This window comes from Methylobacterium sp. R2-1 (assembly GCF_014191355.1).
Classification (GTDB): domain Bacteria; phylum Pseudomonadota; class Alphaproteobacteria; order Rhizobiales; family Beijerinckiaceae; genus Methylobacterium.
This window is the reverse complement of the sequence record NZ_JACHWM010000006.1, coordinates 17098-35408: the sequence shown is the minus strand read 5'-3', so window position 1 is coordinate 35408 and position 18311 is coordinate 17098. Positions and strand designations below refer to the sequence as shown.

Here is an 18311-nt window from a genome sequence, read left to right as displayed (position 1 = left end):
AATGTTACAATGTTGCAAGCCTTATCCGCCGCGCCCGCCGTCGCGAAACCGGTGTGTGACCGGCCTGCATCAGGGATTGGTCCGGTGCGCTGCTGCACGGTGCGCGCGCCGTGCCCCGGTTCACGGCGTCGCGGGCGCTTGTGCCGAGCGGGGCCGAACGTGACATTGGGGCTCCCGGAGGAGCCTGCCGCCTTGTCGGGATCTGCTGTCTTTCGGAACCCGATGCCTGCCGACGTGCTTCTGCCTGCCCTCCGCTTCTTCCTCCTCGGTCTCGCCCTCCTCGTCCTTCTCTTCCTCGTTCCGCTCGCGGCCCATGCCCTGTGGTGGACCGCGAAGGGTGGGCGCGCGCAGAGTTGGTCGACGGCGGACTGGTCGAGCGCCGGCCTGCTGCCGCCGGCCGCCGCCGTGCCGGGGGCGATGGTGCGGGTCTACGCCGCCCGGGTTGGGCGCTGGCGGGGCATCTTCGCCCATCACAGCTGGGTGGTGATCAAGGAGGCAGGTGCCCCCCGCTACACCCGCTACGACGTGGTCGGCTGGGGAACACCCGTGCGCACCGATGCCTACGCCCCGGATGGGCGCTGGTTCGGCAACGCGCCCGAGATCGTACTCGGGCTCGACGGCGAAGCCGCGCGGCGCGCGATTCCCCAGATCCGCGCGGCGGTGGCGGACTATCCCTACCGCAGCCAGGGCTCGTACCAGGCGTGGCCGGGACCGAACTCGAACACGTTCGCCGCCCACGTCGTCGCGCGTATCCCCGACAACGACGTGCCGTTGCCGCCCACGGCGCTCGGCAAGGACTGGACGCCGCCGGGCCGCACCGCCGAGCGCACCCCGAGTGGCACCGGCCTGCGCCTGTCCTGGCGCGGCTATGTCGGCCTCACGGTTGGCTGGGTCGACGGGCTCGAGCTCAACCTGCTCGGGGCGGTAGCGGGCCTCGACTGGCGCCGCCCGGCCCTGAAGCTGCCGGGCTGGGGCCGGATCGCGCTGATCCCCGGCGACGCGGACAAGGCGGCGCCGACGGTCGCGAGACCGGAGCGCCGCCCGGCAACCGATTCGGTCTCCGGCTGAGCCGGCTTCGCGGTGGGACTCAGCGCTTCGACGATGTCCGGCCCGGCAGCGTCACCTCGCCCTGCCACTGGCCGGAGAACTCGGTCTTCGAAGTGTAGGCGAGGGAGAAGCTGCCCTTGCCCTTCGCGCCGGCGAACTCGCCGGTGGCTGCGCTGTCCCGGTAGGTCCCCGTCGCCGTGACGCGGCCCTGGGCGTCGGTGCTGACCGTGCCCCGGTAGAGGCTCGAGGTCGAGCCGCCGGGAGTCGTGAAGGTGATGGTGCCTTCCACCGGCCCCTGGCCGTTCTTGAGCGTGACGGTCTCCACCCACTGCACCCGGGCGCCGTCGAGCGGGGTGCCGGGGCCGGTATTGAGCCCGGAGGCGGTCTGCTGGAGCTTGACCTCGTTCCGTTGATTCGTGCTACCAGCGCCGGGGACCATTCCGTCCACCGGACAGTAGTGTCTCAGTTTGAATTTCTGGGCGGGGCCAGGGGGCGGACCAGCGCTCCGGGCCGTGAGAGCGCATCGACCGCACCCTTAAGCTCACCGATTGCCCTGTCAATTTCGCGGCAGGCTTCTTTGACGTATCGGTGGTCCGATCCCGGGAACTCAATTTTCTGTCCAACAATTATTCGGTCGGCCTTCCTCATGAGCGCCCTGGCTTTTGGAAGATATTTTGAAAATGCACCCCTTAGGCTTGGAACCTCCTCGAATTGTTGAAGGTCTGTTTTTAGAATATTGAGCAAGCTATCGAGATGATGCGACTCCTCTGTTGGGATCGAGTTGGCCATTAAATGATCGCGGGATATTTCCAGCTTATCAACAATTTTATTAATGAGGGCGACGGCATGCCGCCTGTCCCTATCTGTCCAATACGCAAGCTTTTCGATGGTTTCTAAAAGCGCCTTGTACAGTTCTACAAAGTCTGAAGCCATGCTCATCGGTCGCTCCCGAATAAGAGAGTACTCCTGTGACGGTCGCACTGCCCTGCCTCTTGTGGCTGAGCCGCCCACCGGAAGGGGTGTTGGGCTGGTGGATGATGAACACCCTTCCATCCTCAGGCTGCCGTCCGAGAAACCAAGCATCCCCGTTAGGACTTCGATACAATTCCCGTCTGTCTGACATCGGAGGCGACCTTCAGCTTGGCGCCAAGCATATGCCAGAGGGAGGGGGGTTGCGAGGGGACGGGAGCGCGAGTCGCGTCAATCCGTCAGGAGACTCTAAACTGAGACACTACCCACCGGACCCGTCCCGAATGCGATGACCGACCTCCTGATCCGCCCGGCGCAACGTCACGATCACGACGCGATCTGGTCGACCCTGGAGCCGATCCTGCGTGAGGGTGAGACCTACGCCCTGCCGCGGGACTGGAACCGGGAGCGGGCGCTCGCCTACTGGTTCTCTCCGGCCCACCATGTCTTCGTCGCGGAAGCCGCAGGTGTGATCCTGGGCAGCTACTACATCCGTGCCAACCAGCTCGGGGCCGGCGACCATGTCGCCAACGGCACCTACGCCACGCACCCGGCCGCGCGGGGCCGGGGCGTGGCTCGCGCCATGGGACTGCACTCCTTCGAGGCCGCCCGAGCGCTGGGCTTTTCCGCGATGCAGTTCAACCTCGTCGTCGCCACCAACAGCCACGCCGTCGCCCTCTGGACGAGCCTCGGCCTCAGGGAGGTCGGCCGCCTGCCCGGCGTGTTCCGCCACCCCGAGCACGGGCCGGTCGACGCGCTGGTGATGCACCGGAGCCTGTAACCCCGCATCCATTGAACACGGCCGTGCTTGGGACAGATTGATCACCGCGCATCGCGGGAGAGGCGATGCAGGGGAGGGCACCTGCCTTGAGCTTCCTGATCTGCCTCGCGGCGCTCTTCTTCCTGATGGGGATCGCCTATCGCGGCTTCTCGGTGATCCTGTTCGCCCCCGTCGCCGCCATGGGCGCGGTGCTGCTCACCGACCCGTCGGCCGTGCCGACCCTCTTCTCCGGGCTGTTCATGGAGAAGCTCGTCGGCTTCCTGAAGCTGTACTTTCCCGTCTTCCTGCTCGGCGCCGTGTTCGGCAAGCTCATCGAGATCTCGGGGTTTGCCCGCTCCATCGTCGGTGCCGTGACGGGGCTTCTGGGCGAGGGCAGGGCGATCGTCGCCATCGTGCTGGTGGGCGCGATCCTCACCTATGGCGGCGTCTCGCTGTTCGTGGCGGTGTTCGCGGTCTACCCCTTCGCCGCCGAGCTTTTTCGCCGCTCGAATATTCCGAAGCGCCTGATCCCGGGGACGATCGCGCTCGGCGCCTTCACCTTCACCATGGACACCCTGCCCGGTACTCCGCAGATCCAGAACATCATCCCGGCCTCCTTCTTCAAGACGGACGCTTATGCCGCCCCGTGGCTCGGGGTGATCGGCGCGCTCTTCGTGTTCGCCGTCGGCGTCGCCTACCTCGAATGGCGCCGTCGCCGGGCCGGGGAGGAGGGCTACGGCGAGGGCCACACCAACGAGCCGCAGGCGGTCGAGGACAAGGTGGTCATCCATCCGGCGGTGGCGATCCTGCCGCTCCTCATCGTCGGGATCGGCAACAAGCTGCTTCTGGCCTGGATTACGGCCTCTTACGGCGAGCAGGCGAGCGCGGCGCTGACGCCGGAGATGGCGGCTAACCCCGTCACCGTACAGGTCAAGACCGTGGCGGCGATCTGGGCGGTGCAGGGCGCGCTGCTCCTCGGCGTCCTCGCCACGGTGATCCTCGGCTACCGCAACCTCGCCGAACGGTTTTCCGAGGGCTCGAAGGCGGCGGTCGCGGGCTCGCTGCTCGCCGGCATGAACACCGCCACCGAGTACGGCTTCGGCGCGGTCATCGCCGCGCTCCCCGGCTTCAAGGTGATCTCGGACGCGCTCTCGGCGATCCCGAACCCGCTGATCAACGAGGCGGTGACGGTCAACGTGCTGGCCGGCGTCACCGGCTCGGCCTCGGGCGGCCTCTCGATCGCGCTCGGCGCCCTGTCAGGCCGCTTCGTCGAGGCGGCGCAGGCGGCGGGCATCCCGCTGGAGGTGATGCATCGGGTCGCCTCCATGGCGAGCGGCGGCATGGACACCCTGCCCCATAACGGCGCGGTGATCACGCTTCTGGCCGTCACCGGGCTCACCCACCGTCAGTCCTACGGCGACATCTTCGCCATCACGATCATCAAGACCGTGGCCGTGTTCGTCGTGATCGGGGTCTATTACCTGACCGGTTTGGTCTGACGCTGCCCGACGGGCGGTTTTCAGAAGGGAGCGTGCCCACCCGAGGTCTCGGAACAAAGGCATGCAGCCGCCGGATTGCCAGCGGAAGGGGCGGCCCCGGCCTCGCTCGTCGGGCGGCCCGGAGCAGCGGGACCGGGGACTGGCATGGCGAAAACAGCACTGATCGCGGGCGTCGGCGGCATCGTCGGCAACAACCTCGCGCGGCACCTCGTGGCGCGGGGCTGGCGCGTCGAGGGGCTGGCCCGCCGCCCGCCGGACATCGCCGGGGTCACGCCGGTCGCCGCCGACCTGCTCGACCCGGCGGCGCTGGCCCGGGCATTGGCGGGCCGCGCGCCGAGCCACGTCTTCCTCGCGACCTGGCTGCGCCAGGCGACGGAGGCGGAGAACATCCGCGTCAACGCGGCGATGGTCGCAAACCTCCTCGAAGCGCTACGCCCTACGGCAAGCGTCCGCCACGTCGCGCTGGTGACGGGGCTCAAGCACTATCTCGGGCCGTTCGAGGCCTACGGGAAGGGCAGCCTGCCGCCGACGCCGTTTCGCGAAGACCTGCCGCGCCTCCCGGTCGAAAACTTCTATTACGCGCAGGAGGATGCGGTGTTCGAGGCATCCGCGCGCCAAAACTTCACCTGGAGCGTGCACCGGCCCCACACGATCATCGGCTACGCGCTCGGCAACGCCATGAACATGGGCGTGACGCTCGCCGTCTACGCCACCCTCTGCCGCGAGACCGGGCGTCCCTTCCGCTTCCCCGGCTCGGCGGCGCAGTGGAACGGGCTCACCGACGTGACCGACGCGCGGCTGCTCGCCCGCCACCTCGAATGGGCGGCGCTGACGGAGGCGGCGCACAACGAGGCCTTCAACGTCGTCAACGGCGACGTCTTCCGCTGGCAATGGATGTGGGGGCGGCTCGCCCAATGGTTCGGGGTCGAGCCGGCACCCTTCGACGGCGCGGTCAACCCGCTCGAACACCAACTGGCGGGCGCCGCCCCGCTCTGGGCCGAGTTGGCCGAGCGCCACGGGCTGATCGAGCCCGACCTGAACCGCCTCGCCTCCGCATGGCACACCGATGCCGACCTCGGCCGCCCGATCGAGGTCGTCACCGACATGAGCAAGAGCCGGCGTCTCGGCTTCCTCGACTACCAGCCCTCGGACGATGCGTTCTTCGACCTGTTCACGCGCCTGCGGGCGGACCGGGTCATCCCGTGACCGTCATGGGCCTCACCTCCAGAGATTCACCCCACCGTTCCGGCCTTCTGCCGCCGGGTCGGATGGGTCATGGCCTCCAGTTCGAGCAGACTGTTGAGCTGGGCCTCCGTCAGCAGGCCCTCCTCGAGCACCAGATCCGCTACCGCGCGATTCTCCTTGAGCGCGCGGCGGGCGATGCGGGAGCTGGTCTCGTAGCCGAGCGTCGGCGCCAGCGCCGTGACGAGGCCGATCGAGCCCTGGACGAGGCTGCGGCAGCGCTCGCGATCCGCCTCGATGCCCTCGACGCAGCGCTTGGTCAGGGTGTCGATGGCCGCGGTCAGCATCCGCAAGGAACTCAGCACGCAGTAGCCGAGGGTGGGCTCGAAGGCATTGAGCTGGAGCTGGCCGCCCTCGGCGCAGAGCGTCACCGTGAGGTCGTGGCCGATCACCATGTAGGCCACTTGGTTGACCACCTCCGGGATCACCGGGTTGACCTTGCCCGGCATGATCGAGGAGCCCGCCTGCACCGCGGGCAGCCGGATCTCGCCGAAGCCGGTGCGGGGGCCCGAGGAGAGCAGGCGCAGGTCGTTGCAGATCTTCGAGAGCTTGACGGCGACGCGCTTGAGGGTGCCGGAGAACAGCACGAAGGCGCCGAGATCCGAGGTCGCCTCGATCAGGTTGGAGGCGAGCACCATCGGCTGGCCGGCGAGCCGCGACAGTTCCTCCACGGCAAGCGCGGCGTAGCGCGGGTCGGCGTTGAGGCCGGTGCCGATCGCGGTGGCGCCGAGATTCACCTCGCGGAACAGGCCGACGATCTCGGTGAGCCGGGCCACATCCTCCTTGATGGTGGCGTGGAAGCCGTCGAATTCCTGGCCGAGCGTCATCGGCACCGCGTCCTGGAGCTGGGTGCGGCCCATCTTGAGCACGTCGGCGAACTCCACCGCCTTGCTCTTGAAGGCGTAGGCGAGGTCGTCGAGCGCCTTCACCAGCGGTTGCGTGGCGAAGATCACCGCGAGCCGCAGCGCCGTCGGATAGGCGTCGTTGGTCGATTGGGCCATGTTGACGTCGTCGTTGGGGTGCAGCGCGGCGTAGTCGCCGGGCGCCCTGCCCATCAGCCTTAAGCCGACATTGGCGATGACCTCGTTGGCGTTCATGTTGGTCGAGGTGCCGGCCCCACCCTGGATCGCGTCGACGACGAAGGATTCGGCGTAAACGGGGTCGTTCGCGACGAGGGTGCAGGCCTCGTCGATCACGGCCGCCTTCCCCTTGGGCAGGTAGCCGAGCCGGTGGTTGGCCCGCGCGGCGGCCTGCTTCACCAGAGCCAGCGCCCGCACCAGTTCCGGGTAATGGCCCACCGGTACGCCGGTGATCGGAAAATTCGCCACCGCCCGCTTGGTGTGGATGCCCCACAGGGCGTCCGCCGGCACCTCGCCGTCCCCGAGCAGGTCGTGCTCCGAGCGGGTCTTTTCCGCCTCCATCGCCACCTTGCGCACGGTGGCGACGGCGAGATCCTCCTCCTGGGGCGGATTCTCGACGGCGGCGCTCGCCGCCGTCCCGGGCGTCTCCGGGCGGGCGGCTCTCTCGGCTGCCGCGATGGCTGCGGCCTTGGCAGTGGTCTTGGCGGTGGTCTTGGCTGCGCCTTTGGCCGCCTTCTTCCCCGTGCCGTTCGTGTCCTTGACCCTCTTGGCCGCATCCTTGCCGCCGGCTCGATCCTTGGCGGAGCGCCTGGCCTTGGTGTCGGATCCCGTCTTCGCCACGGAAGTCTCCCCGATGCGTCGGATGAGCGGCCGAATCTTCGGTTCCAGCGGCCGGTGACCGTCGTGTCGGTGTTCAGATCCTCGCGTGCCGGACTGTCAACGGTTCGTGGTCTGGTTGACGTGTCAGGAGCGCCACGCCGTCAGCATTCGCATGGACGACGCAGGGCCGGCGGGAGGGTTCAGAAGAACAGCGTCGTGTTGAGGTATCCGTAGAACGTATCGCCGGTATCGGGGGCGTTCGGGGCCTTGCGCAGGAAGTCGCCCTTGGCGAGATAGGCCAGGCCCGTATCGAGGATCATCTCGTTGGGGATGATCCAATAGCGCAGGCGGCCCTCGATCTGGTGGCCGGCAAAGGTGCCGGAGCGGCCGGTTCGGTCGCGGATCAGGGTCGCGGCGAAGGTGTCGGTGGCGCTCTCCAGCCAGAGCGGCCGGTAGGCGATGAAGGCGTCCCACACCTTGCTCGGGGTGATCTCGGCGCGGATCGCCGGCGAGATCAGGTTGGCGCGCTGCACCGGGCCGTAGAGGCCGGTCGGGCCATACTCGAAGCGCCGGGCGCCGAACAGGGTGTCGAAGCGGCTGAACTTGCCGTCGTTGGCCCGGTCACCGCTGGCATGGTCGTAGTGCAGCGACAGCCTCGGCTTCCACGCGTGATCGAGGGTGTAGCCGACCTCGGCATGGACGAAGTAGGCCGAGACCGTGAGGTCGCGCAGGTCGGTGGCCGCGGCGGTCTCGCGGGCAAGCCCGGTCTGGTAGATCGCCTCGAAATCGTAGTCGAACGCGCCGACCCGCGGCGGGCGCGCGAGCCGCATGCCGGGGGTGAACAGGCGCCGGTCGCGGGTCTGGACCGAGCGCAGGCCGGTGCCCGAATCCTGCTCGTAGAGACCGTAGCCGTAGAGCTCGAACGAGCCGCCGAAGATCCCGGCGAAGGTGTAGGAGGCGCCGAACAGTTGCAGGTCGAGGCTCTCGCGGTCGAACGCGATGCCGTTGTCGAGGATGCCGTTGACGTCGTCGGGCAGCCGGGTGTGCGGCATCACCCACAGGGCGGTGAACTTATCCTTGTCCGCGCCCTGCCAGTCGAAGCTGAGGCCGGTATAGGCGTTAATGGTGTTGCGGAACTGCTGGCGCGAGACGAGACGGCGCGAGCCGATGTTCTTGGTGAAGCGGCCCATCGTCAGGCTGCTCTTCGAGCCCTCGCCGCCGACATCGCCCGTATCGATGTTGAGATAGGCCTGGCCCGGTTCGAGGGCGTTGATCTCCGTGGTGAAGGCGGAGGAGTTGCGCTGCTGGAAATAGCCGCGGCTGTCGAACAGTTCGACGCCGAGCCGCACCGGCCCCTTGATGCCGTACTCCACGTGCAGCGTGGTGAGATACGAGTTCAGGATGTCGTTGGCGGGGAAGGTCGGCACCGGGCGGAACTGGTTGGCGATACCCTCCACCCGCGGCCGGAACGAGCCGCTGATGCGCCAGTTCTCGGGCTCGCCGAGCGCCCTGTAGAGGACGTTCGGCGGTTGGGCCGGCGCGGCCGCGAAGTACGGGCCGGCCTGCCCCTCACGCGCCTTCGCGGCCTGCGCCGCGGCGGTTTCTGGCTCCGTCAGGACCGGGAGCACGGGCGCTCCCTCAGCATGGACGGGTCCCGCGAGAGGGACGATGAAAATGCCGGAAAGCAAAGACGCGTACAGAGCCGACCGCTTCACGGCGTTGCCTCCTGATTTTATGGAAAATCTCTTCGAACGAAGCTAAAAATCACCCAATCACGTATAACAGCGCAAGAAGCCTTGCGTTTACTCGCGCATTTTCTTGGTGAGCCGCGAGGCCGCGCGTCCGGTGAGAGCCGGTTTTCCACGCGGTAATCAGCCCATAAATATCATTCAAATCAGTCATTTATGACTAGTGTGTGCGTCAACTCCGCTCGCTGGAGCCTTGTCCCTCCGAAGCAACGTCACCATGAAATGTCCAGTATTGCCGCCTCTTACGGGATTAAAACCGTGATATGCCCGGGACCGACGGAGCGGCGCCCGCCGCGCAACCGCTCCGTGCGAGGCTGTGCCTTCTGTCGGTCTCGACGGATGACAAGTGCGGCCACCGGGCCCACTATGACCGCCTCTGCCGCCCGCCGGGCGGCTCCAAAGATCGGAAGGGTCGCCGATGCGCCTCACGGACGCGCTCCTGCTCGTCGCTCTCACCGTTGCGGCTTCCGCACCGGCCTCGGCGCAGGATCTCACCGGGACGCTGAAGAAGGTAAAGGAAGCCGGCGCCCTCACCATCGGCTACCGCGACGCCTCGGTGCCTTTCTCCTATCTCGACGGTAGCCAGAAGCCGGTGGGCTACGCCTTTGAGATCTGCCTGAAGGTCGCCGACGCGGTCAAAGCGCATCTCGGACTCGACAAACTGGATGTGCGGCTCAATCCCGTCACCTCCGCGACCCGCATCCCCCTGATCGCCAACGGGACGATCGACCTCGAATGCGGCTCGACCACCAACAACGCCGATCGGCAGCGGCAGGCGGCCTTCACCAACACCCACTTCCTCACCGCGACGCGCTTCGTCGCCAAGCGCGAAAAGGGGCTCGACAAGACCGACGACCTCAAGGGCCGCACCGTGGTCTCGACCTCGGGCACGACCAACATCCGCCAGATCAACGAGATCAACGCGGCCCGGGGTCTCGGGATGCGGATCCTGCCGGCCAAGGACCATGCCGAGGCCTTCCTGATGGTCGAGACCGGGCGTGCCGATGCCTTCGTGATGGACGACGTGCTGCTCGCCGCCCTCGTCGCCGGATCGAAGACGCCCGAGGCCTACACGATCTCGTCGGAGGCCCAGTCGCGGCCGGAGCCCTACGGCATCATGCTGCGCAAGGACGACGCGGCCTTCAAGGCCGTGATCGATGCGGCGACCGCCGCCCTCTACAAGAGCCCTGAGGGCAGGGCGCTCTACGACAAGTGGTTCACTCAACCGATCCCGCCGCGGGGCATCAACCTGAAGCTCCCGATGAGCGAGGCGATGCGGAAGGCCTGCGGCAGTCCCAGCGACAGCCCGGACCCGGCGGCCTACTGACCGCCCCGGACCGCATGCGGTGACCGACCTCCGATGACTGGCCCCCAATGACTTGCGTCCGATGAACTACACCTGGAACTGGGGCATCTTCCTGGAGCCGTCCCCCGAGGGCGCCGGCACCTATGCCGACATGCTGCTCTCGGGGTTGGCCTGGACGGTGCTCACGGCCCTGTGCTCCTGGGTGATCGCCTTCACCCTCGGCTCGGTGGTCGGCGTGATGCGCACGCTGCCCTCGCGCACCGCCAACGCGGTCGGCGCCGCCTATGTCGAGGGGTTCCGCAACGTCCCGCTGCTGGTGCAGATGTTCCTGTGGTACTTCGTGCTGCCGGAACTCCTGCCCGCGCGCCTGGGCTCGGCCATCAAGCAGATGCCGGACGCGCCGTTCTACACCGCGGTTTTGTGCCTGGGCTTCTTCACCGCCGCGCGGGTGGCCGAGCAGGTGCGGGCGGGCATCCGCGCCCTGCCGCGGGGACAGGCGCAGGCGGGCCTCGCGCTCGGCCTCACCTGGGGGCAGACCTACCGCGCCGTGCTTCTGCCCAACGCCTACCGGATCCTCCTGCCGCCGCTCACCTCGGAATTCCTCAACAACCTCAAGAACACTTCGGTGGCGCTCACCATCGGCCTCCTGGAGCTCACGGCGCGGGCCCGCTCGATGCAGGAATTCTCGTTCCACGTGTTCGAGGCCTTCACCGCGGCGACCCTGCTCTACGTCGCCCTCAACCTCGTGGTGATCGCGGGCGCGACCCTGCTGGAGCGGCGCGTGGCCGTGCCGGGAGGGCGCTGATGTTCGGGCATTTCGACCTCTCCGTCATCGTCGACGCGCTGCCCTACCTGTTTGCCGAGGGCATGGTGTTCACGCTGACGCTGACCGCGCTCGCGGCGAGCGGCGGCATCGTGCTCGGCACCGGGCTGGCGCTGCTGCGGCTCTCGGGCGTGCCGGGCCTGACGCACGCGGCCAAGTTCTATGTCGAGCTGATGCGGGCCCTGCCGCTCGTGCTGGTGATATTCTGGTTCTACTTCCTCGTGCCCTATCTCGGCGCCTGGGCGATCGGCTCGGCGACGCCGATCCAGGTCGGGGCGTTTGCCAGCGCGCTCGTCACCTTCACCCTGTTCGAGGCGGCCTACTTCTCCGAGATCGTTCGGGCGGGCATCCAGTCGATCCCGAAGGGGCAGAGCGCGGCGGCCCGGGCGCTCGGCATGAGCTACGCACAGACGATGCGGCTCGTGGTGCTGCCGCAGGCCTTCCGCAACATGCTGCCGCTGCTGCTGACCCAGACGATCGTGCTGTTCCAGGACACCTCGCTCGTCTACGTGCTCTCGCTGACCGATTTCCTCGGCGCCGCCTCCAAGGTCGCGCAGCGCGACGGGCGGCTCGTGGAGATGTACCTGTTCGCCGCACTCGTCTACTTCGCCGTCTGCTTCGCGGCCTCGCTGCTGGTGCGCCGGCTCCAGGCCCGCACGGCGATCGTCCGGTGAGGGGGAAGCGCGATGAGGATGGGCCCATGACCTCAGCTCCCATGACTTCAGACCCTGGGACCTCAGCCCCGCAACCGGCCGCCGCGGGTGGCCCGATGATCGCCATCGAGGCGGTGTCGAAGTGGTACGGCGAGGTCCGCGTCCTGTCCGGCTGCTCCACCGCGGTGACGCGCGGCGAGGTGGTGGTGGTCTGCGGCCCCTCCGGTTCGGGCAAGTCGACGCTGCTGAAATGCGTCAACGCCCTGGAGCCGTTCCAGGAGGGGCAGATCACCGTCGATGGCACGCGGGTGCGGGACAGGGCCACCAACCTGCCGCGGCTGCGGGCGCGGGTCGGCATGGTGTTCCAGCATTTCGAGCTGTTCCCGCATCTCAGCGTCATCGACAACCTCACGCTCGCTCCGCGCAAGGTGCTCGGGCGTTCGCGGGAGGCGGCGGTCCGGCGCGGGCTCGACCTGCTGGCCCGCGTCGGCCTCTCGGCTCACGCGCAAAAACATCCGGGCCAGCTCTCGGGCGGGCAGCAGCAGCGGGTGGCGATCGCCCGAGCGCTCGCCATGGACCCGGTGGTGATGCTGTTCGACGAGCCGACCTCGGCGCTCGACCCCGAGATGGTCGGCGAGGTGCTGGATGTGATGGTGGAACTGGCCCGCGACGGCATGACCATGATGGTCGTGACCCACGAGATGGGGTTCGCCCGCAAGGTGGCCGACCGGGTGGTGTTCATGGATCGCGGCGAGATCGTCGAGGATGTCCCGAAGGACACCTTCTTCGATCGGCCCCGCAGCGAGCGGGCTCAGCAATTCTTGTCGAAGATCCTCGCTCATTAACGCGGATTTGTGGCCCCTGGCCCTCCCCGAAGGCACGTTCCGGCTGTATGTTGGCCGCTTGTGCCGCTGAAACCAGCCCTGTTTTCTTAACGTTGCGACGACGTGGGGGCTCTGTCCGAGTCGAGTTCGGAACACACCGTCCCGTGGGGCGGTTCCGAGCTTGATCAAGACGGGACGGTTTTTTTTTACACTGCTTTTCTTGGATGCCGCGTTACTATTTCGACATCAACGACGGCACGGATCTGAAGGACGAGGTGGGTCGCGAGATCCGCGACCCGCTCGCCCTGCGCCGCGAGGCCCTGCGGGTGATGACGACCCTGATGGCTGCGGAGGCCGAGGACAGCCAGGATTGCACGCTGGTTCTGACGGTCCGCAACAGCGACGGCGACGGCGTCATGACGATCCGCCTCGTCTGCCAGATCGATGACGGCTGAGATCGCTGGGGCGGTCGCGCAGAGCACCGTATGGAGACGGCCTCCTTCCTCGACATGACGGCCGACCTGACGACGCGGCCGCGATCGCGGCCCCGTCTGCCAGGGCGGTCGGGGGATCAAGGGTGGTCCGTGGAAGCCGTCGCATCCGGCCGGAGATCCGGTACAGGCTCGTCAGCGGGCGGAGCCGCGTGGCCGAGGTCGATCAGGAGCATGTCGAGCAGGACGCGGAGCCGACGGAAGCCCGATGCCGGAAGCTTCGCGCGGGCGGCCGCACACAAGGCGGCAACCTCAGCGATGGCATCAGCGTCGTTCGTCGGCATCGCCCTTCCCTGACCGGAACGTATTCGTGGGTCCTTTGAGGCTAATGCAACGGACAAAACTATTCAATGTGGCAGCGTAGGGTGTAGATGTGCTCGAAAGAACATTTTCTCAATAATGAAGCGTTGATGGCCGCCAGATCTGGCTGGTTCTATTGATCAAATTATCGTGCGTTCGCCCGCGAAAGGCTTGACGATGGCGTCTCTAGGCCCATCGCAGCGCGGGGATGCGCTCGTGGCAGAAGATCAAGGACGCGTACCGAATCTTTCGCAAGACATGCCCGCTTCCGAGCAGAGCCTTGTCGCGCGGTGCTGCAAGTCTAACGGCTCGGGTCCTGACGCGCGGCGGGGCAAGTGCTCTCGATCTGCCCAGGCTCGGAAGGCGCGTGAGGCCGCCCGCTTGAAAAGGCAGGGTGACGCACGATCCCGATCGTTGCGCCGCCGGGGACCGGGTGTCCTGTCCGATCGGGACGGTTTCCCAGAGCGTCGGAACCGCGAGACGAGGAGAATGCGGCCACTGTCAGGGTGGTCCAACCCGGCAAGGCGCCGGCCCGCACCCCCTTCATGCTGAGCCGGCCGAAATGATCCGGCGCCTCCGAGGGCGGCGGGTTGGCGGTGTCAGCCGGTCGTCGAAGGCGCGCCGGCCTCGTCGAAGGACGGGGCCACCGAACGCCGCCACCGCACCGGACGCGCTGTCTAACGGGGCGGAGTGCCGATGAGGCAGGGTGAAGAGGGCCGGGACGGAACAGCATCCCGGAGCGTCGGTTTCCCGAGGGCCCATCATGCCAGCAACAGGGAGACACGCCATGAAGGCCCTGACCCTCGCTCTCGCGAGCACCCTCCTGTTCACGCCCGCCGCCTTCGCTGCCGAAGGTTCGGGCACCAGCCGCTCCGGCACCGCCGACAGCACGGGGCCGAACGATGCCGGTTCCGGAGCCTCGCCCGGGGCGGCCGGCAGCGGCCCGACCTCCGGTGACAAGAGCCGATCCGGTACGGCCAACAGCACGGGTCCGAACGATGCCGGCTCTGGTTCGTCCCCCGGCGCCAAGGGTAAGGGCCACGACGCCCGTTAGCGTGGGGCCAGGGCGCGGCGCCCCGGACATCTGATCCAGGGCGCTTCGCTCGGTTTTCGATCTCGCATCGCCTTTCAGGCAAGCCGGTCGCCACTTCTCGGGATCAAGCGAGAGTCCGATACGATCCGGCATTCGTCGATGCCGAGGCTCCGACGGGGCCGCTGTCAGCGAAGATTGTTGCTCCGCCGCCCATCTCTGAGGGGTGCGTCAGCGAAGGATCATCCGGGTTCCGGACGGTTCCCGCACGATCCTTCGCGGCATCCGCTCGATCCCTCTCCTCGGGAAGAGGGGGCTTGAGCCGGATCAGTCGTTCTTCACCGTGCCGTCCGGGCCGACCTTGACCTCCTGCTCGCGGTCGGTGAGCGCCAGCTTGATCTCGTACTCGACCGCGTTGCCCTCGCGCTCGACTTCGGCCTCGTAGGCCTTGCTGCCGGGGGCTTTCTGCTCGGCCAGCGCGATCGCGTCCTTCAGGGAGACCTTGGCGTTCTGGAAGTCGCTCGCCTTCAGGCGGGTGAAGTAGCGCTCGATCGGCTGATTCTCGCTCTTGTAGAGCTCGCCCGTGTCGGCGTTGACGCCGTGCTCGACGAGCTTGCCGCTCGGGTACACGACCTTGATCGCGTAGCGCGCCGGGTTCTTGCTGTCGGCCTTCTCGAAATCGGCGTCGATGGCCCGGCCACCCTTCTCCTCGCCCTTCCCCTCGGCCGTGGCGATGGCCTGGGCGAGGCCGACCTTGGCCGACTTGGCGACCTGCCACTCCTTGAGATCGCTGTTGGACTTGGTGGCCTCCGTTGCGCTGGTCGCCCGACCGGTGTTTTCCGGGTTCTTGGTCAGGTCGGGATTCTGGGCCGCACTGATGCCCGTCATCAGGGCGAGGAGGCCAGTGGCCGCGGTGAGGCGCAGGACGTTCGTCTTCATGGCGGGTTTCCCGTTTTCGGGGTTGGTTGCGGTCCTCTGAACGGTCCGGACCGCCGCTTGGTTGCGGCGCGTCATGACGTTCGAAGCGTGCGGGTGCGCGCCGTCGGAGCGCGCTTCGGAGCCCGACGGAGCCGGAACGAAGCCCCTCGCCTCCCTCGTCCGCATTGACATATATCCAGCATGATAATAACTAATACGCATAGCGGATATATGCTTGTTCGAGAGGGCTTCCGTGAGCCGAACCGAATCCGAGGCCGCCTTCCTGGCGCGCTATGATCCCGCCGATTACGCCCGGCCCGCGGTGGCCGTCGATCTGATGCTGCTGGGGCTCCCCGGCGGCCGCCCCACCATCCTGCTGCTGCAACGCGACCGCCACCCGCATGCGGGGCGCCACGCGCTGCCCGGCGGCTTCGTCGGGATCGACGAGGCGCTCGATGCGGCCGCCGCGCGGGTCCTGCACGAGAAGGCGGGCGGGGCGCGGGCGCATCTGGAACAGCTCTACACCTTCGGCGCCGTGGAGCGCGATCCGCGCATGCGCATCATCACGGTCGCCTATCTCGCGCTCCTGACCGAGGCTGCCTTCGCCGAGGCGCTGGCGCGTGCCCCGGCCCTGCATCCCGGCACGATTGCGGCGTCGTCGGCGGGTGAGGGGCCGGTGACGGTCCACGCGATCGACGGCGCGGCGCTGCCGCTCGCCTTCGACCATGCCGAGATCGTCGCCCTCGCCCTGCGGCGGCTCCGGGGCAAGCTCGACACTTCGGCGGTCGGCTTCAGTCTGTTGCCGGAGCTCTTCACCCTGCGCCAGCTCCAGGACGTGCACGAGGCGATCCTCGGCACGCGCCTCAACAAGCCCGCCTTCCGCCGCCGCATGCTCGACCGCGGCTGGCTCGAACCCACCGGCCGGTTCGAGACGGGGACGTCCTACCGTCCCGCCGAACTGTACCGCTTCCGTCCAAATCCCTCGCACCCCCCCTCGCCAACCCTTTCGCAAGGAGAATGACATGGCCACGATCCGCCGCTTCGGCGTTCTCTCCCAGCTTCGGAGCGAGGCCAGCCACTACGTGATCCGCTACCGCAACGGCCGCCCGCGCCAGAGCGGGCGCGGCCTCGTCTTCTGGTTCCGCCCGGAGACCGCGAGCATCAGCGAACTGCCGATGGATGACCGCGAGATGACGCTGTTCGTCCGCGGCCGCAGCGCGGATTTCCAGGCGGTCGCAGTGCAGGGCAGCATCGGCTGGCACGTCGCCGATCCCGAGCGGCTCGCCGCCCGCGTCGACTTTTCCGTCGACCTGCGCACCGGCCGTCCTCAGGGTGAGCCGATCGAGCGGATCGAGGCGCGCATCGCCGGGCTGGCCAACCAGACCGTGCTGCAGTTTTTGGGACAGGCGCCGGTGCGTGCGCTGCTCGATGCCGGGCCGGAAGCCCTGCGCGGGCAGTTACAGGCGACCCTCGGCGCCGAGCCCTCGCTCGCCGAGATCGGCGTGGCGGTGGTCTCGGTGCGGCTCACCAACCTCGCCCCGTCAAGCGAGTTGGAACGTGCCCTGCAGACGCCGACCTACGAGGCGCTGCAGCAGAAGGCGGACGAGGCCACCTTCGCCCGCCGGGCGCTGGCGGTGGAGAAGGAGCGGGCGATCGCCGAGAACGAACTCGCCACCAGGACCGAGCTGGCCCGGCGCGAGAGCCTGCTGATCGCGGAGGAGGCGCAGAACGCCCGCAACCGGGCGCAGGGGCGGGCCGAGGCGGAAGCCATCGAGGCCGGCGCGGAGGCCGAGCGCATCCGCATGGTCGAGGGGGCGCGGGCCGAGGCCGAGCGGGCGCGGGTCGCGATCTACCGCGACGTGGCGCCGGGCACCCTGCTCGGGCTCGCCGCCCAGGCGCTGGCGGGCAAGCTCGACACGATCGAGCACGTCAACGTCACGCCGGACCTGCTCGCCACCCTGCTCGGCGAGGTCCGCCGACCGAGCGGCCTTCCGGCCCGCTGAGGGAGGATCCCATGGCCGCGCTCACCCCTCGGGCGGTCTTCGTCACCCGCGAGACCGATTACGAGCTGCTGATTGCCCGGCACGCCACGCGGGGACAGGCCCGCTTCTTCCTGGAGAGCCGCGGCCAGGGGCTCGCCGCAATCGAGGCACGCCACGAGCGCTTCCACGCGGTGCTGGCCCAGGCGCGGGCCGCGGTGCCGGGCGAGTGGCGCCAGACCCTGGTGCGGCGGGCCGACCTCGACCGCTTCCTGTTCGGGCAAGACGACGTGGTCGTCGCCGTCGGGCAGGATGGTCTGATCGCCAACGTCGCGAAGTATCTGGGCGCGCAGCCGGTGATCGGGGTAAATCCGGCGCCCGACCTCTACGACGGCGTGCTGGCGCGCAACCCTGTCGAGCGGCTCCCCCGGCTGCTGCCGGCGAGTGCCGCCGGGGCGGCCGCGATCGAGCAGCGCACCATGGTCGAGGCGGTGATCGACGGGACCGAGCGCCTGTTTGCCCTCAACGAGATCTTTGTCGGCCATCGCAGCCATCAATCGGCCCGCTACCGGATCGAGATGCCCGCGCCGGCATCACCTCGGACGCAAGGGGAGGCGATCGAGGCGGAGGAGCATTCCTCCAGCGGCCTCATCGTCGCCTCCGGCACCGGGGCCAGCGGCTGGGCCCGCTCGATCGCCGAGGCGACCGGTCTGTCCTTCCGCCTCGCGCCCGATGAGCGGGCGGTGGGCTACTGGGTGCGCGAGCCGTTCCCGAGCGTCGCCACCGCCACGCGGCTGCGGGCCGGCAAGCTGACCGACGCGCCTCTCCTCGTCACCTCGCGGATGAACGAGGGCGGCGTCGTCTTCGCCGACGGCATCGAGCAGGATTTTTTGGGGTTCGGCTGGGGGCGGCGGGTGCGGATCGCGCCGGCCGACCGGACTCTTCACCTCGTGACCGGGTGAGCTACGCGGTCATGACGGATGCCGCGGCGGCGGGGTGTTCAGGAGCACCGGTTTCCTGGCCGTCCATCCCGTATATGGAAC

18 protein-coding genes are annotated in these 18311 nt (G+C 68.1%); 13 read left to right on the top strand and 5 right to left on the bottom strand.

Going from position 1 to position 18311, the window contains the following annotated elements; all coding sequences use genetic code 11:
* Nucleotides 1-222: 222 nt before the first annotated feature.
* Entirely contained in the window at nt 223-1068 is an 846-nt protein-coding gene (locus FHU13_RS10140) for a DUF3750 domain-containing protein (protein WP_183435736.1), read from the top strand.
* Nucleotides 1069-1087: 19 nt separating this feature from the next.
* Here FHU13_RS10140 and FHU13_RS10135 read toward each other — a convergent pair whose 3' ends face one another.
* A complete protein-coding gene (locus FHU13_RS10135; RefSeq protein WP_183435953.1) occupies nt 1088-1486 on the bottom strand; it encodes a hypothetical protein in 399 nt (132 codons plus the stop codon).
* A gap of 23 nt (nt 1487-1509) precedes the next feature.
* Nucleotides 1510-1986: a hypothetical protein gene (locus FHU13_RS10130; RefSeq protein ID WP_183435735.1), complete on the bottom strand. Its 477-nt coding sequence runs from the start codon at nt 1984-1986 to the stop codon at nt 1510-1512.
* Between the two features lie 319 nt (nt 1987-2305).
* On the opposite strand from FHU13_RS10130, the gene FHU13_RS10125 reads away from it, so the two are divergent.
* From FHU13_RS10125 to FHU13_RS10115, 3 genes are all read left to right on the top strand, one after another.
* A complete protein-coding gene (locus FHU13_RS10125; RefSeq protein ID WP_183435734.1) occupies nt 2306-2797 on the top strand; it encodes a GNAT family N-acetyltransferase in 492 nt (163 codons plus the stop codon).
* 86 nt (nt 2798-2883) lie between these two features.
* Nucleotides 2884-4275: a GntP family permease gene (locus FHU13_RS10120; RefSeq protein ID WP_183435952.1), complete on the top strand. Its 1392-nt coding sequence runs from the start codon at nt 2884-2886 to the stop codon at nt 4273-4275.
* Nucleotides 4276-4419: 144 nt separating this feature from the next.
* A complete protein-coding gene (locus tag FHU13_RS10115) occupies nt 4420-5481 on the top strand; it encodes an SDR family oxidoreductase (protein ID WP_183435733.1) in 1062 nt (353 codons plus the stop codon).
* 26 nt (nt 5482-5507) lie between these two features.
* Here the strand turns inward: FHU13_RS10115 and FHU13_RS10110 are convergent, their stop codons facing one another.
* A complete protein-coding gene (locus tag FHU13_RS10110) occupies nt 5508-7217 on the bottom strand; it encodes an aspartate ammonia-lyase (protein WP_183435732.1) in 1710 nt (569 codons plus the stop codon).
* Between the two features lie 179 nt (nt 7218-7396).
* A complete protein-coding gene (locus FHU13_RS10105) occupies nt 7397-8911 on the bottom strand; it encodes an alginate export family protein (RefSeq protein ID WP_183435731.1) in 1515 nt (504 codons plus the stop codon).
* Nucleotides 8912-9362: 451 nt separating this feature from the next.
* On the opposite strand from FHU13_RS10105, the gene FHU13_RS10100 reads away from it, so the two are divergent.
* The 6 genes from FHU13_RS10100 (at nt 9363) to FHU13_RS10075 (ending at nt 14395) form a co-directional block, all read left to right on the top strand.
* Complete coding sequence (locus FHU13_RS10100; RefSeq protein ID WP_183435730.1) at nt 9363-10271, top strand: amino acid ABC transporter substrate-binding protein; 909 nt, start codon at nt 9363-9365, stop codon at nt 10269-10271.
* A 61-nt stretch (nt 10272-10332) separates the two neighbouring features.
* Nucleotides 10333-11055 (top strand): amino acid ABC transporter permease, encoded by a 723-nt coding sequence (locus FHU13_RS10095; RefSeq protein WP_183435729.1) that lies wholly within the window; start codon nt 10333-10335, stop codon nt 11053-11055.
* Nucleotides 11055-11747: an amino acid ABC transporter permease gene (locus tag FHU13_RS10090; protein ID WP_183435728.1), complete on the top strand. Its 693-nt coding sequence runs from the start codon at nt 11055-11057 to the stop codon at nt 11745-11747. The genes FHU13_RS10095 and FHU13_RS10090 overlap by 1 nt, the downstream gene beginning before the upstream one ends.
* Nucleotides 11748-11842: 95 nt before the next feature.
* A complete protein-coding gene (locus FHU13_RS10085) occupies nt 11843-12571 on the top strand; it encodes an amino acid ABC transporter ATP-binding protein (protein WP_183435951.1) in 729 nt (242 codons plus the stop codon).
* A 203-nt stretch (nt 12572-12774) separates the two neighbouring features.
* Nucleotides 12775-13005: a DUF6894 family protein gene (locus FHU13_RS10080; RefSeq protein WP_183435727.1), complete on the top strand. Its 231-nt coding sequence runs from the start codon at nt 12775-12777 to the stop codon at nt 13003-13005.
* A gap of 1123 nt (nt 13006-14128) precedes the next feature.
* Entirely contained in the window at nt 14129-14395 is a 267-nt protein-coding gene (locus FHU13_RS10075) for a hypothetical protein (protein ID WP_183435726.1), read from the top strand.
* A gap of 303 nt (nt 14396-14698) precedes the next feature.
* On the opposite strand, the gene FHU13_RS10070 is transcribed toward FHU13_RS10075, so the two are convergent.
* Complete coding sequence (locus tag FHU13_RS10070) at nt 14699-15310, bottom strand: PepSY domain-containing protein (protein ID WP_183435725.1); 612 nt, start codon at nt 15308-15310, stop codon at nt 14699-14701.
* Between the two features lie 232 nt (nt 15311-15542).
* Between FHU13_RS10070 and FHU13_RS10065 the strand changes: the two genes are divergently transcribed.
* The 3 genes from FHU13_RS10065 to FHU13_RS10055 are packed head-to-tail and all read left to right on the top strand — an operon-like array spanning nt 15543 to nt 18230.
* Nucleotides 15543-16310, top strand: a complete 768-nt coding sequence (locus FHU13_RS10065; RefSeq protein WP_183435724.1) for an NUDIX hydrolase — start codon at nt 15543-15545, stop codon at nt 16308-16310.
* A gap of 1 nt (nt 16311) precedes the next feature.
* Nucleotides 16312-17292 carry an SPFH domain-containing protein gene (locus tag FHU13_RS10060; RefSeq protein ID WP_183435723.1) on the top strand — a complete coding sequence of 327 codons (981 nt, stop codon included), beginning with the start codon at nt 16312-16314 and terminating at the stop codon, nt 17290-17292.
* Nucleotides 17293-17303: 11 nt separating this feature from the next.
* Nucleotides 17304-18230 (top strand): NAD(+)/NADH kinase, encoded by a 927-nt coding sequence (locus FHU13_RS10055; protein WP_183435722.1) that lies wholly within the window; start codon nt 17304-17306, stop codon nt 18228-18230.
* The last annotated feature ends 81 nt before the right edge of the window (nt 18231-18311 follow it).